We start from the raw sequence: 14086 nt of genomic DNA on the forward strand, positions 1-14086 counted from the left end.
CCCTTATAGCAAGGAGCTCCATTGTCCATCCGGCACAGCCTCCTGGCCCTGCTCCAGGACCAGCCCAGGTATGGCTATGAGCTGCGCGTGGAGTTCGAGGACCGGACCGGCGCGGCCTGGCCGCTTAACATCGGCCAGGTTTACACCACCTTGGACCGCTTGGAGCGGGACGGGCTGGTCAGCAACGACGGCGACGACGGCGGCGGCCACGTCGTCTACAGCATCACCGACGCCGGGGTCGCCGAAGTCGGGGCTTGGTTTGACGGGGCAGTGGACCGCGGCACTCCGCCCCGCAACGAGATTGCCATCAAGCTTGCGCTCGCGGTGACCCTCCCGGGCGTGGACGCCTCGGCCGTGATCCAGTCGCAGCGCGAAGTGTCCGTGCGCGCCCTCCAGGAACACACCCAAGCCAGGAAAGCGGCATCGGCAAACCAGCGCTCAGCCGATACTGCGTGGTTGCTGGTACTTGATTCCCTGATCTTCCAAGCCGAGGCAGAGGTGCGCTGGCTGGACCTGTGCGAAGCGCGGATGCTGCAGGTTCAGGAGCGCGCGGGGGAGTGAACTGCTCCGGCATTACTCTTATCTAATTCCACCGTTATGGCGTCTTTTGAAAAAGATAATGAGTTCTGACATGCAATTACCGAAAAAGCGCGGACATTGCGGCATTTGTAGCTCGCCCCTCCCGCTTTAAATTGTTAGACAGGCCTTCTGGCCGGAGTGGAAGAGCCCGGCAAACAATCGGGGATACCGTAGGGACGCCTACTTTCCAGTACTCCCCGCCTGACAACAAAATGGGAGTGCCTGTTGTGAGATCGTGGTTGCGAATCAAGCCCCTAGCATCAATTGTCCTTGTGCCCGCAGCACTGGCGCTCCCATTTCTGTTCAAGCCGGTTCATTCCACCCCCGAGGACTATTCCGGGCATCGGTATATTGCCGGCAGCTTCTCGGAATTAGTCGATAGAGGCCTCAACGATCCCCTGCTCACGGCGTTCGAAAGAGAAGTCTTGGAACGGGCCAAGCTCTCGGGGCGAATTGAGCAAGCCGACTACGATGAGGCCTTTGCCCGCTTTGACGCGTGCATGGAATCCTCCGGCGAACCCGTCAAGCTCGTGAAACTCAGCAATGGTCTCTTCCGGATTGAGACCACACCACTTGACGACGGAGAAACGGTTCAATCTGCCATGGCAGTCGTCACCGGATGCGAAACTGGTACCACTTTGATACTCGCCGACCTCTACGGCATCCAACAAGGAAACCCGGATCTGCTGGCTGACCCCTATGCGGTAGCGCGTAACTGTTTGGCAACCAAGGGCTTGGTGGGACCGAACTACACCCATGAAGACCTGCAGAAGGCCATGAACACACCGAGCAGCCCATGGTCGAGCCTGGAGGACCGGCTTCCTTTCGACCCTTACGGTGACGAGGCCCAAGCTTGCTTCGTCGGTGCCAACATGGCTCTTGGGAAGGCATAACCCGGGGCGACCGGATCGCGGCCGCGAGCGTGGTTGCCGTTCACCGCAGCACAACCGCCGCTCGTCGCACCACGGCTGACCATCAGGTAGGTTCCGCCACGCACGGGGAACCTTCATTGCTAGCGTGCCCGTGACGCCCGGCCGTGCCCTCACGGAGCCACGGCAGCAAGAAGGTTCTCAAGGAGGAGACATGAACGCCATCCCGGAACAAGAACTCGAAAGGGAGCTGGACCCCACATTGCCGCCGCCGGCCGTGGATCAGTCCCGGCGGGAAAGGGACGAGCGGAAGTGGACCCCGGCCAAAATAGCCTTGTGGGTGGCCATTGCCCTGCTCGGCGGCGTCGCGTGGGTGATGCTTGCGCTGGTCCGTGGCGAGACGGTCAACGCCATCTGGTTTGTCTTTGCTGCCGTGTGTACCTACTTGATCGGTTACCGCTTCTATTCCAAGGTCATCGAGCGGTACCTCCTGAAGCCTGATGACCGGCGGGCAACCCCTGCGGAATACAAGGCTGATGGCAAGGACTATGTCCGCACCGACCGGAACGTCCTGTTCGGCCACCACTTCGCTGCCATTGCCGGTGCAGGTCCGCTGGTTGGTCCGGTCATTGCTGCACAGATGGGGTACCTCCCCGGCACTATCTGGATCATCATCGGCGTCGTACTTGCCGGTGCGGTGCAGGACTATCTGGTGATGTTCTTCTCGATGAGGCGAGGCGGCCGGTCCCTCGGCCAGATGGCCCGTGAGGAACTTGGCGTTATTGGCGGCACAGCCGCCTTGGTCGCCACCCTGCTCATCATGATCATCATCGTGGCCATCCTTGCGCTGGTGGTGGTCAACGCGCTCGGCGAGAGCCCGTGGGGTGTCTTCTCGGTCGGGATGACCATTCCGATCGCGCTCTTCATGGGCGTCTACCTGCGGTACCTGCGGCCGGGAAAGGTCATGGAGGTCTCGATCATCGGCTTTGTGTTGCTGATGGCCGCGATCATCGGCGGCGGTGCCGTGGCTGGAACGGAATGGGGCGCAGCCTTCTTCCACCTGGATAAGGTGACCATCGCCTGGGGCCTCATCATCTATGGCTTCATCGCTGCGATCCTGCCCGTCTGGCTGCTGCTCGCGCCGCGTGACTACCTCTCGACGTTCATGAAAATCGGCGTCATTGTGATGCTCGCCCTCGCCATCATCGTGGTGCGTCCGGAAATCAATGTTCCGGCCTTCAGCGAGTTCGCCGGCCGCGAGAACGGTCCGGTTTTCTCTGGAGCGTTGTTCCCCTTCCTGTTCGTGACCATCGCTTGCGGTGCCCTGTCCGGATTCCACGCCTTGATCTCCTCCGGCACCACTCCGAAGCTCATCGAGAAGGAACGGCAGACCCGCTTCATCGGGTACGGCGGAATGCTCATGGAGTCCTTTGTGGCCATCATGGCGCTGGTGGCGGCCATCTCGATCGACCGTGGCATCTACTTCGCCATGAACGCACCCCTCGCGCTGACAGGCGGCACGGTGGAGTCCGCGGCCCAATGGGTGAACAGCCTTGGCCTGGCCAACGTCAACATCACCCCGGACGTCTTGGCGCAGACCGCCAAGGACGTGGGGGAGGAGAGCATCATTTCCCGTTCGGGCGGCGCTCCCACCCTGGCCGTTGGCCTGGCGCACATCATGCAGCAATTCATCGGCGGCCCCGGCATGATGGCCTTCTGGTACCACTTCGCCATCATGTTCGAGGCACTGTTCATCCTGACAGCGGTGGACGCCGGCACCCGGGTTGCGCGGTTCATGCTGCAGGATTCGATCGGCAACTTCGTTCCCAAGTTCAAGGAAGCCTCGTGGCGGCCGGGGGCCTGGCTGTGTACGGGGATCATGGTTGCTGCGTGGGGAGCCGTGCTGCTCATGGGCGTCACTGACCCGCTGGGCGGCATCAACACACTGTTCCCGCTGTTCGGTATTGCCAACCAGTTGCTCGCCGCCATCGCCTTGGCAGTGTGCATGGCCATTGCTGCGAAGCGGGGAGTGTTCAAATGGCTCTGGATCGTCGCGGTTCCGCTGGCGTTTGCCGCCGTCGTGACCATCACGGCAAGCTTCTTCAAGATCTTCTCGCCCGTTCCGGCGGTGGGCTACTTTGCCAACAATGCCGCTTTCAGTAAGGCCTTGGCGGACGGAAAGACCTCATTCGGGACGGCCAAAACGGTTGAGGCCATGGAAGCGGTGGTCCGCAACACCATGATCCAGGGCGTGCTCTCGGTGATCTTCGTCGTCTTGAGCATCATTGTGATCATCACGGCTGTCATTGCCACAGTCCGGGCCTTCCGTGCCGGTGGCGGGCAGGACCACGAGGATCCGGCGGTGCCGTCCCGGGTGTTCGCGCCGGCGGGCTTGATTCCGACGGCGGCGGAGAAGGAACTGCTCGCCGAGTGGGAGGCTTTGCCGGCGGACAAGCGACCCGTGAGTGCAGGGCACCACTAGTGGGAGCCCTGGCAACAGGCTTTCGTGGCTTCGCCGGATACATGCGGGGCCTGATGGGCGCTGACGCGTACCAGAAGTATCTTGAGCACTTCACGTCCTCCGGCCACCAAGGTCCCGCCATGACCGAGCGCGAGTTCTGGCGGGACCGCATGGACCGTCAGGACAGCAACCCGCAAGGGCGCTGCTGCTGAGGCAACCGGGAGTTTCGCTACGAACGAAGTCCAAAATCCGGTCTTGGCCGCGGGCTTGCGCGAACCACGTGAGAGTATGAAACGCATGAGCGATCTGAACGACATTCAGCCCAAGGATGAGGCTTCGGACGACCAACCCGTGGAGGGAACTCCGGTGGAAGGCACGGCCCTGAACGGCGCTGACCAGGGGGCGGAGGAGGCCAAGGACAAGTCCAAGGGCACCAACCTCCAGGAGCTCGTGGACGAGCCGGCCAAGGTGATGCGGATCGGAACCATGATCCGGCAGCTTCTTGAAGAAGTGAAGAGCGCGCCGCTCGATGACGCGGCACGTGGTCGCTTGGCCGAAATCCATGAACGTTCCATCAAGGAACTGGAAGACGGACTGGCGCCGGAACTCATCGAAGAACTGGAGCGCATCAGCCTGCCGTTCCCGGAGGAGAAGGCGCCTTCGGACGCGGAGCTTCGCATCGCCCAGGCACAGTTGGTGGGTTGGCTTGAGGGTCTGTTCCACGGCATCCAGGCTGCCATCGCGGCCCAGCAGGCTGCCCGTGACCACGCAGCAGCCCAGCACCAATTGCGCCAACTTCCGCCGGGAACGGTGATCGCGCCCGGCATTGTGATCGGCGAGAACGGGCAGCCCCAGCGGGCCAAGGCCCCGGGTGGGCCCGGCATTGTGTCTCCCGGCCAGACCGAGGATCCCGATCACGGCCCGGGTCAGTACCTCTGAGCCAGGCCGTGGGTTTCTTTGGGGCCGTCCGGCAGGGACGGAAAGACGATCTTGAGCTCGGTAAGGGCCTGTGGCGCCGCGCCCATGACCGCTTCCACCGTGGCCTGGACAGGTATCACCAGGTCCTGGAAGGCGTTGACGACGAGGAGTTGTACAACGAGCTGGTGCAGATCGCCAACGAGCTTGCGGATTTGCTGCCCCGTGTTCGGGCGATCTGCGTAGAGGCGCAAAAACGCGCCCCCAGCGAGGGCCTCGACGTGCCAGGTTCCCTTGCCGGCGTCCACCGTGCACTGTCCAAGGCCGGCAATTCGCTGGCCACGACGGCAGAGGCCGCGGCCATGCTGCGGCTGGCCGTTGGTCCTGTCCCGGTGGGCGCGCTGTCCGTACGGCGCCGGGCCGAGTCTGTTTTTGAACAGGTCGCCGACGCCGAGCGCCTCCTTTCGTACTGACCGAAGGCCAATGGACTGAAGGCCGCCCGGATAAGTGTGCAGCGCATGCAACTACCGGCGTGCGCGTTTATTCCACTGAAGCAATAAGTTAAGCGGATAGCTGATCTGCGTAATATTTGGGGCTTTGAGCAACTTCATGCTGGCAGGATTGCAGACATGACTTCCTCACCAACGCTTACGTTCAACGACGGCAACACCATTCCCCAGCTCGGCTACGGGGTATGGCAGGTTGAAGACGATGTAGCCGAAAAGGTGGTCCGCCAGGCATTCGAGGCCGGCTTCCGCCACATCGATACCGCCAAGATCTACGGCAACGAATCCGGCGTTGGCCGTGCCATTGCCTCCTCCGGCCTCTCCGCCGAGGAAATCTTCATCACCACCAAGCTGTGGAACGCCGACCAGGGCTACGAGGCGACGCTGGAGGCCTTCGAGAAGTCCTTGGACCGCCTCGGCATCGAAACGCTGGACCTGTACCTGATCCACTGGCAGCAGCCCAAGCAGGACAAGTACGTGGACACCTGGAAAGCCCTGATCGAGCTGAAGAAGCGCGGCCGCGTCAAGTCCATCGGTGTCTCCAACTTCACCACCGAGGGCCTGCAGCGCATTATCGATGAGACCGGCGTTGTCCCGGCCATCAACCAGATTGAACTGCACCCCTTCTTCAACCAGTCCGAGCTGCGTGCCTTCAACGCTTCCAAGGGCATCCTCACCCAGGCCTGGTCCCCGCTGGGCCAGGGCGGCGAACTGCTGGAGAACCCCACAGTCGCTGAGATCGCGGCCAAGCACCAGGCCACGCCCGCCCAGGTGGTCATCGCCTGGCACCTGGCCATCGGCAACGTCGTCATCCCCAAGTCCGTCACGGAATCCCGCATCCAGGAGAACTTCGCGGCCCTGTCCGTGAAGCTGGACGACGCCGACGTCGAGGCCATCAACGGCCTGGACCGCGGCACCGAAGGCCGCATCGGCCCGGACCCGGCGGTTTCCGACTTCGCCTAGTCCCGGCACGCAAGTGCCCCGCACCCGGTTGGGTGCGGGGCACTCGTCGTTAAGGCAGTGCTCGTTTTAGGTACCGCTCGTTTAGGTACGACGGCGGGTGGCCGGGTGCCGCGGTCAGGCAGCGCTTGCGCCTTCGCCACCTGCGCCGGAGGCGGCCGGCTGTGGTTCCGCGCCCGAGGATGGATGAGCTGCCACGTTCGCGGCGTGCTCAGCCAGGATGCCTGTCTGGTGCCGGATCTTCAGTCGGTAGAGAAGGGCCCCACCCACGGTGACAGCGGCCACGAAGATCACTCCACCCCACTGCAGGTACCACTCGAAAGGCGGCACGGAGTTGTAGATCTCCTGCCGTGGCCAGATCAGGTTGATGGTCATGGCAGCGCCCCACAGCACGGCGAGGATGTTCACCGGCAGGCCCCACTTCCCCAGGGAGAAACCGGACTCGGAGCCAGGTGCGTCCGCGATCGGCCACTTCTTCAGGAACCGCTTGCGCAGCAGCGGAACCGTGACCAGGAGGTACGACAGGTAAATCAGCACAATGCTGATGCTGGACAGGATGGTGAAGATGGCCGGCTGCATCACGTTGATGAGCAGCGGAATCACGGCCAGCACGCCGATCACGATGGCTGCCACGGTGGGGGTCCTCCGCACCGGGTCCACTTTGCTGAGCTGGCGGCTGAACGGGAGGTTGTTGTCCCGGGCCATGGCGAACATCATGCGGATCGCAGCGGCGTGGACGGCCAACGTACAAACCACCACGGCGACGACGATGCAGACCAGGAACGCCTTGCCGAAAGGCCCGCCGAGGACGCTGAGCACAATGTGCTGGAGCCCGCCGTCGGCTGCGCCCACCTTGGGGTCGGTGAGGTCCGGTGCTGCCAGGATGCCAAACAACAGGATCAATCCGCCCAGCAGGAAGGACGCCGTGACCGCGCGGATGATCGCTTTCGGTGCGGTCTTCTTGGGGTCCTTGGTCTCCTCACCCAAGGAACTGGCGGTGTCGAATCCGTACATGACGTAGCCGGAGGCCATGGCACCGATGAGGAAGACGCCGAAGAAGCCGAGGTCGTGGCCTTCGCCGAATCCGGCCGTGTCGAAGAAGACTTCCGGACCGCGGACCACATGCCAGCCGAGCGCCAGGATCAGCAACACCGCGGCAATGAGCTCCACGAAAACGCCGATGCTGTTGATTCGCGTCATGAGCTTGACGCCGAACGCGTTGATCAGCGTGGAGATGGTGATCATGATCGTCGCCAGAACCACACCGTTCATGGCGAAATCAAAGGGTCCGGTACCGTCGCCCACAAACTGGAAGCCGGACCAAAGCTGGGGCAGGGTGATCTGCAGCGCCAGTGCTACAGAACCCAAGGCCATGATGGAAGACAACATCAGCAGCCAACCTGCCAGCCAGGACGGGGTCCCGGAAGAAAGCCGTTTGGCCCAGTTGTAGACCGACCCGGCCACTGGATAGCGGCCGGCAAGCTCGGCGAAGCAGAGGGCAACCATGAGTTGGCCTACGAAGACGATGGGCCAGGACCAGGCGTAAGCCGGTCCGGCCATGGAAAAGCCGAAATAGAACAGCTGGAAAACACCGGTAAGGATGGAGATATAGCTGACGCCGGCCGCGAAACTGGCAAATTTGCCGATGCTGCGGTCCAGGGTCTGCGTGTAGCCAAATTCGTCCATGCCGCTTGAATCATTACTCTTGATGGGTTCCATGGTGGACTCCTAATCAGGAAAGCAAGATGGGATCGGCCGCCCTGGGGCGCGGCGAATCGAAGATTGCTGTGGTGGTTGTGCCCGGCAGGAACAGCCCCGCCGGGCTTGGCGCTTAGGCATACGAAGGCGAGAAATCCTCCTTTTCCCGTTCGAGGGCTGCGCCGTTGGCGTGAAGACGGCCGGACCGGATCAGATCAGCACACCGTTCACCGATCATCATGACGGTGATGTTGGGGTTGACGGTGACGTGTTCGGGCATGACGGACGCATCGGCGACCCGGAGGCCGGTGACCCCCTTGACCCGCAACTCGGGATCCAAAGGTGACATGTCGTCGTCGTACGCTCCCATACGGACCGTGCCCACCGGGTGGTAGACGGTGTTGTGGGTCTTGCGGATGTAATCCCGCAATTCTTCGTCCGTCTGTGCCTCGATGCCGGGCGAGAGTTCGCGCCCCGTCCACTCAGCCATCGCGGGCTGGGCGGCGATCTCCCGGGCCTTGCGGATGCCCGCAACCATGACGCGCATGTCGTGGCCTTCGGGGTCCGTGAAGTAGCGCGGGTCCACCATGGGCTTGTCGCGGAAGTCCCTGCTACGCAGGCGGACCGTGCCGCGGGAACGGGCGTGGGTGACATTCGGGGTGAGGCAGAAGCCGTTCTCCGTGGTGGGGTAGCCGTGGCGCACGGTGTGCATGTCGAACGGGACCGAACCGTAGTGCATCATCAGGTCCGGGCGGTCCAGACCGTCTTCGGTGGGGGTGAAGATGCCGATCTCCCACCACTGGGTGGAGGACTGCACCATGGGCTGCTTTGCCTCGAACTGCACCACGCCCTCGGGGTGGTCCTGCAGGTTTTCGCCCACTCCCGGAGAGTCGACCAAGGCCTCGATGCCGTGCTCCGCGAGATGTGCGGCCGGGCCAATGCCGGAAAGCATAAGCAGCTTGGGGGAGTCGATGGCACCCGTGGAGAGGATCACTTCCTGGCGTGCGGCGAGCCGGTGGGTGCGGCCGAACGCCGAATCAACAACGTCGACGCCGGTGCAGCGCTTGTCCGCGTCGAACACCAGTTGGCGGGCACGCAGACCGGTCAGCAGGGTGAAGTTGGGTCGCTCGATGATGGGATGGATGTAGGACACCGAACTGGAGGACCGGGTGCCGTCCGAGCGGCGGTTGATCTGGAAGAAGTTGGCTCCGTTGACCACCGTGGTGCCCGTGTTGAACTTCGCCCGGGGGATGCCTGCCTGTTCGCAGGCATCCAGCAGTGCGACTCCGGAAGGATCTGCCGGCGGCACGTTCATCAGGTGCACAGGGCCCGAGTCTCCGTGGTGCGGGGAATCAGGACCGGCGTCCTCGTTCGTCTCCAATCGCTTGTACAGTGGCCACGCGGCGTCGGCATTCCACCCCGTGGCGCCGTACTTCGTTTCCCACTCGTCCAGGTCCTCGCGGGGAGCCCAGAACGCGATACAGGAATTGTGGCTGGAGCAACCGCCCATGACCTTGGCACGGGCGTGCCGCATGAACGAGTTGCCGTTCTCCTGCGGCTCGATCGGGTAGTCCCAGTCATAGCCGGACTCCAGCAGCTCCATCCAGCGGTCCAGCTGCAGGATTTCGGGCAGGTTCCGGTCGTCCGGGCCCGCCTCCACGAGGGCCACTGTCACGTCCGGATCCTCGCTCAGCCTTGCAGCTACAGCGGCGCCCGCTGACCCGCCGCCGATCACGACGTAGTCGAAGGCGCGCTCGCCGAGGTCCTCGATGTTGTCGAAGTGCATCTAGTTCTCCTTGCCGTGGTCAGCGAACCAGCCGGTTACCTGGGGGCTGGTGTTCTGGTAGACGTGCTTGGCTTCTTGGTATTCGGCCAGGCCGGTGGGCCCGAGCTCGCGGCCCACGCCGGATTGGCCGAACCCGCCCCATTCGGCCTGGGGGAGGTAGGGGTGGTAGTCGTTGATCCAAACCGTGCCGTGCCGAAGCCGCTTTGCCACGCGTTGTGCCTTGCCGGCATCCTGCGTCCACACGGCACCGGCCAGTCCGTAGATCGTGTCGTTGGCTGTGGCCACGGCCTCGTCCTCCGTCCGGAACGTCTCCACCGTCACTACTGGCCCGAAGGCCTCGTCGGTGACCACGGACATTCCCCGGGTGACGCGGTCCAGGACGGTGGGCTGGTAGTAGAACCCGGCGTCGTACGTTCCGCCTGCAACCGGCGCACCGCCGGTCCTCAACCGCGCGCCCTCTTGGAGGCCCAGCTGGACGTAGGCGTGGACCTTGTCCCGGTGGGCCGCGGAGATCAGCGGTCCGGTCTCGGCGTCATCGTCGAACGGGCCGCCCAGGCGGATGCTTCCGGCGCGGCGGACCAGCTCATCGACGAAGCGCTCGGCGATCGATTCCTCCACCACCAGCCGGGCACCCGCCGAACAGACCTGGCCGGAGTGGACGAAGGCACCGTTGAGGGCATTGTCGACGGCGGCATCGAAGTCAGCGTCGGCGAAGACCACGTTGGGGTTCTTGCCACCCAGTTCCAGCGCCACTTTCTTGACTGTCGCGGCCGCCGCCGCGGCGATCCGCTTGCCGGTTTCCAGGCCGCCGGTGAAGGAGACGAGGTCGACGGCGGGATGTTCCGAAAGCGGAGCACCCGCCTGGGCGCCGGGTCCCGTCACGAGGTTCGCGACGCCGTCGGGCAGTCCCAGGTCCTGCAGGAGCTGCATGGCGAGAATGCTGGTGGAGGGTGTGAGCTCCGACGGCTTGAGCACGAAGGTGCATCCGGCTGCCAGTGCCGGGGCGATCTTCCACGCGGCCTGCAGGAGGGGGTAGTTCCACGGGGTGATGAGGCCGCAGACGCCCACCGGCTCGTATTCGATCCGGCTGACGACGTCCGTGTTGCCGGCATCCACCAGCCTGCCCGCCTGTTGACCGGCGATCCTGCCGAAATACTCGAAGCAGGCGGCGATGTCATCAATGTCGATCCGGCTCTCGATGATCCGCTTGCCGGTGTCCAGCGATTCGGCGCGGGCGAACTTTTCCCGGTGTTCCCTCAGCCCGGCTGCGACCTTCAGGAGGAAGGCGCCGCGCTCCGGTGCGGGTGTGCCTGGCCAGATCCCGGAATCGAAGGCCGCACGTGCCGCCTCGATGGCGCGTTCGGTGTCCTCCCTGCCGGCCTCGGATACGGTGGCGACCAGTTCGCCGTCGGCGGGGTTGCGGATTTCGCGGACGGCGCCGGAGGCAGCTGCCTCCCATGAGCCGTTGATGAAAAGCGTTTTTGGCATGGATCTCCCTAGGAATTGGGCCCGGTGTTCAAATGTGGGCGGGTGTTTCAGGGGGTCGGTGGTGAGGTTCCGGCGCGGCGTTTTTGGGTACAGCGCAGCTGCGCCTTGTAAGGCGCGGGGCTGGCGGGTGGCGCGGGTGCTGTCCGGTGTGTTGAGTTTTGCGGATTGGTTCAGCGTTGACGACTTTGCAGAGGATTGGAACTGGGCGGGTGGTTCGCCGGCCCGGAGTAGGTGTGTCCTAAGTCATAAAAGAACACTAAACCACTTTGAACGATCGTTCAAGCGTTTTGAGGCGAGATATATCAATACGCGTGTTTGTGACTCTGCTTGGTTAGGAGGCTTGTGGCGAGCTACTTGGCGTCGCGCTGCTTGGCGTCGCGCGCCGGGGCGAAGGCGATTTCCTCCGTGCGGGCGATGCTGCGCTGGATGGCACCTTTGTCTATGCCCAGCAGGGAGGTCAGCCACATGCCGTTTTGGATGACGACGATCTCGGCGGCGCGGTCCCGGCATTCCTCCCAGGAAAGCTCGGGCCTGGCGTTGTTGATGAGGGTTGCCACGCCGTCGAGGTAGCGGTCGAAGGCGGCAGCGTTGATTTCCGCGTAGCCCTCGTCGGCCTGGGCCAGGGCCCAGAGGTGGAGGCGCAGGGAAAGGTAAGGGGTGGTCAGCAGGTCAGGGCCGGCCACCCGGCGCAGGGCCTGGCGGAGCTGATCGGTGGGATCTGCGTCCGGGTTTGTTGCGACGAGGCGGAGGTCGTCCTCATCCACGCGGCGCAGGGCCGCACGGATGAGGCTCGTTTTGTCGTCGTAGTAGTAGTTCACCAGGCCCAGTGCCACTCCGGCTTCACGGGACACTGCCCGCATGCTCACTCCGGCGATGCCGTGGCGCGAGAGCAGTTCCATGGCTGCGTCGAGGATGCGGGACTGCTTGTCCAGCTGTTCGCCGTTATTCTGCGCACCTTTATTCAAGGCATTCGTCCCCATGAGGCCACACTATTGCCTGAGTTGGCCGGAACGCACTTTGGGTCGGCGGTTCGTCCGGCTTACTCCACCAGCTTGCCCACCGTGGAAACTTCCTTCATCAAGGCGGCGATCTCGTCAGGGATGGCCGGTATCTCTTCGCGAACCACGCCCGAGGCAGGTGACCAGACGAGGTTGACCTGCAGTTGCGCGTCCATCCCGGGGTAGTCGCTGCGGTTGTGGCAGCCGCGGGTTTCGCGGCGTTCGACGGCGGATTCCAGGGTTGCGCGTGCGGCCAACGCCGAGGCTTTGAGGTCGAAGGCGTGGGCCAGGTCCTGGTAACCGGCGAGGTCCGGGTGGACGCCGATGTTTTGCATGCGTTCTTCGATGGCGTTGAGTTTCGCGAGGCCGGTCATGAGGCCGTCTTCGTCCCGGACGACGCCAGCGTGGTCGGTCATCATGTTGCGGATGGCCCGCTGCAGTGCCCGTACGTTCTCGGTGCCATCGGCGGCGAGCAGATCGTCGATCTCCGCCCGCGCTTGGGCCAGGGCTTCGGCCGAGCGGGGCTGGGACGTGAGGGATGCAGAGTAGCCGGCGGCCGCTTGGGCAACGATCCGGCCGAACACGAGCAGTTCGATGAGCGAATTCCCGCCCAGCCGGTTGGCGCCATGGAGCCCGCTTGATGCTTCACCAATGGCGTACAGGCCGGCCACGTCCGTGCTGTGATCCTCGGGGCGTACCCAAACGCCACCCATTGAGTAGTGGGCTGTAGGGGCAATTTCGATCGGGGTGGTTGTGATGTCGAGCATCTGGACTTCCAGCATGGTCTGGTAGACCCGCGGCAGGCGGTCCATGATGGTTTCGCGGGGGAGGTGGGAGACGTCGAGCCAGACTCCGCCGTTGGGGGTGCCGCGGCCTTCCTTGATTTCGGTGTAGGCGGCCAGGGCAACCCGGTCGCGGGTGGACAGTTCCATGCGTTCCGGGTCGTAGCGCTCCATGAACCGTTCGCCCAGATTGTTGCGCAGGATCCCGCCTTCGCCGCGGGCGGCTTCGGAGATCAGGGTGCCTGCGGCGTTTTCCGGTTCGATGATCCCGGAGGGGTGGAACTGTACGAGTTCGGCGTCGCGGAGCCTGGCCCCTGCGTCGACGGCGAGGCGGAACGAGTCGCCGGTGTTCTCGTCGCGGCGCGAGGAGGTGCGGCGCCAGATGCGGTTGTGCCCTCCGGCGGCCAGGACCACCGCGTCGGCGTGGATGAGGTAGCGGGTGCCGTTGTTGAGGTCGAAGCCGTAGGCGCCGAAGACCTGGTTATCCTTCACGAGCAGGCGGGTGATGTACACCTCGTCCAGAATGGGGATCTCCAATTGCTGGGCCCGGGCTACCAGGCTGCGTTGGATCTCCAGCCCGGTGTAGTCGCCGGCGAAGGCCGTGCGTCGGAAGGTGTGGGCACCGAAGAAGCGTTGGGAAATGCGTCCGTCGTCCTCGCGGGCGAAGGCCATTCCGTAGCGTTCCAGGTCCTGGATTCCTTGGGCGGCCCCGCGGGCCACGATCTCTACCGTGTGGGGGTTGGCGAGGTAGTAGCTTTCCTTGATGGTGTCTGCTGCGTGTTGCTGCCAGCTGTCGTCTTCATCCATGGTCCCGAGCGCTGCGTTGATGCCGCCGGCGGCAAGGGAGGTGTGCGCGTCGGTGCGCTGGCGCTTACCGACGGCGAGCACGTCGACGCCCATTTCGGCCAGTTCGATGGAAGCGCGGAGGCCTGATCCGCCCGTTCCAATAACCAGGACGGTGGTGGAGATCTGCTTTTCAGTGGGGCAATTGTTCATAAATTCATGCTAAAAACGGACCTGTTGATCAGTCCAATGCATTGTTTG

Annotated in this window: 12 protein-coding genes; 7 read left to right on the top strand and 5 right to left on the bottom strand. The window is 63.7% G+C overall.

What is annotated here, in order from left to right:
* Window positions 1–21: 21 nt before the first annotated feature.
* The 7 genes from ACH488_RS18585 (at window position 22) to ACH488_RS18615 (ending at window position 6293) form a co-directional block, all read left to right on the top strand.
* Window positions 22–561 (top strand): PadR family transcriptional regulator, encoded by a 540-nt coding sequence (locus tag ACH488_RS18585; protein ID WP_397326030.1) that lies wholly within the window; start codon window positions 22–24, stop codon window positions 559–561.
* A gap of 290 nt (window positions 562–851) precedes the next feature.
* Window positions 852–1472: a hypothetical protein gene (locus ACH488_RS18590; RefSeq protein WP_397326031.1), complete on the top strand. Its 621-nt coding sequence runs from the start codon at window positions 852–854 to the stop codon at window positions 1470–1472.
* Between the two features lie 190 nt (window positions 1473–1662).
* Complete coding sequence (locus ACH488_RS18595) at window positions 1663–3930, top strand: carbon starvation CstA family protein (RefSeq protein ID WP_397326032.1); 2268 nt, start codon at window positions 1663–1665, stop codon at window positions 3928–3930.
* Window positions 3930–4121 (top strand): YbdD/YjiX family protein, encoded by a 192-nt coding sequence (locus ACH488_RS18600; protein WP_397326033.1) that lies wholly within the window; start codon window positions 3930–3932, stop codon window positions 4119–4121. Before ACH488_RS18595 ends, ACH488_RS18600 begins: the two co-directional genes overlap by 1 nt.
* A gap of 85 nt (window positions 4122–4206) precedes the next feature.
* The gene (locus tag ACH488_RS18605) at window positions 4207–4848 is read left to right on the top strand and encodes a bacterial proteasome activator family protein (RefSeq protein ID WP_397326034.1); all 642 of its coding nucleotides are present in this window, start codon (window positions 4207–4209) and stop codon (window positions 4846–4848) included.
* Window positions 4849–4856: 8 nt separating this feature from the next.
* Window positions 4857–5297, top strand: a complete 441-nt coding sequence (locus ACH488_RS18610; protein ID WP_397326035.1) for a hypothetical protein — start codon at window positions 4857–4859, stop codon at window positions 5295–5297.
* Between the two features lie 156 nt (window positions 5298–5453).
* Complete coding sequence (locus tag ACH488_RS18615; protein WP_397326036.1) at window positions 5454–6293, top strand: aldo/keto reductase; 840 nt, start codon at window positions 5454–5456, stop codon at window positions 6291–6293.
* 114 nt (window positions 6294–6407) lie between these two features.
* Here ACH488_RS18615 and ACH488_RS18620 read toward each other — a convergent pair whose 3' ends face one another.
* The 5 genes from ACH488_RS18620 to ACH488_RS18640 form a co-directional block, all read right to left on the bottom strand.
* Window positions 6408–8009: an APC family permease gene (locus ACH488_RS18620; RefSeq protein WP_397326037.1), complete on the bottom strand. Its 1602-nt coding sequence runs from the start codon at window positions 8007–8009 to the stop codon at window positions 6408–6410.
* Window positions 8010–8121: 112 nt separating this feature from the next.
* Complete coding sequence (locus ACH488_RS18625; RefSeq protein ID WP_397326038.1) at window positions 8122–9774, bottom strand: GMC family oxidoreductase; 1653 nt, start codon at window positions 9772–9774, stop codon at window positions 8122–8124.
* A complete protein-coding gene (locus ACH488_RS18630) occupies window positions 9775–11262 on the bottom strand; it encodes an aldehyde dehydrogenase family protein (RefSeq protein ID WP_397326039.1) in 1488 nt (495 codons plus the stop codon). It lies immediately after the preceding gene.
* Between the two features lie 350 nt (window positions 11263–11612).
* Complete coding sequence (locus ACH488_RS18635) at window positions 11613–12242, bottom strand: TetR/AcrR family transcriptional regulator (RefSeq protein WP_397326040.1); 630 nt, start codon at window positions 12240–12242, stop codon at window positions 11613–11615.
* 59 nt (window positions 12243–12301) lie between these two features.
* On the bottom strand, window positions 12302–14038 hold the full coding sequence (locus ACH488_RS18640) for an L-aspartate oxidase (RefSeq protein ID WP_397326041.1): 1737 nt from the start codon (window positions 14036–14038) through the stop codon (window positions 12302–12304).
* Between the last annotated feature and the right edge of the window lie 48 nt (window positions 14039–14086).

This window comes from Paenarthrobacter sp. NPDC018779 (genome assembly GCF_044391085.1).
Taxonomy (GTDB): Bacteria; Actinomycetota; Actinomycetes; order Actinomycetales; family Micrococcaceae; genus Arthrobacter.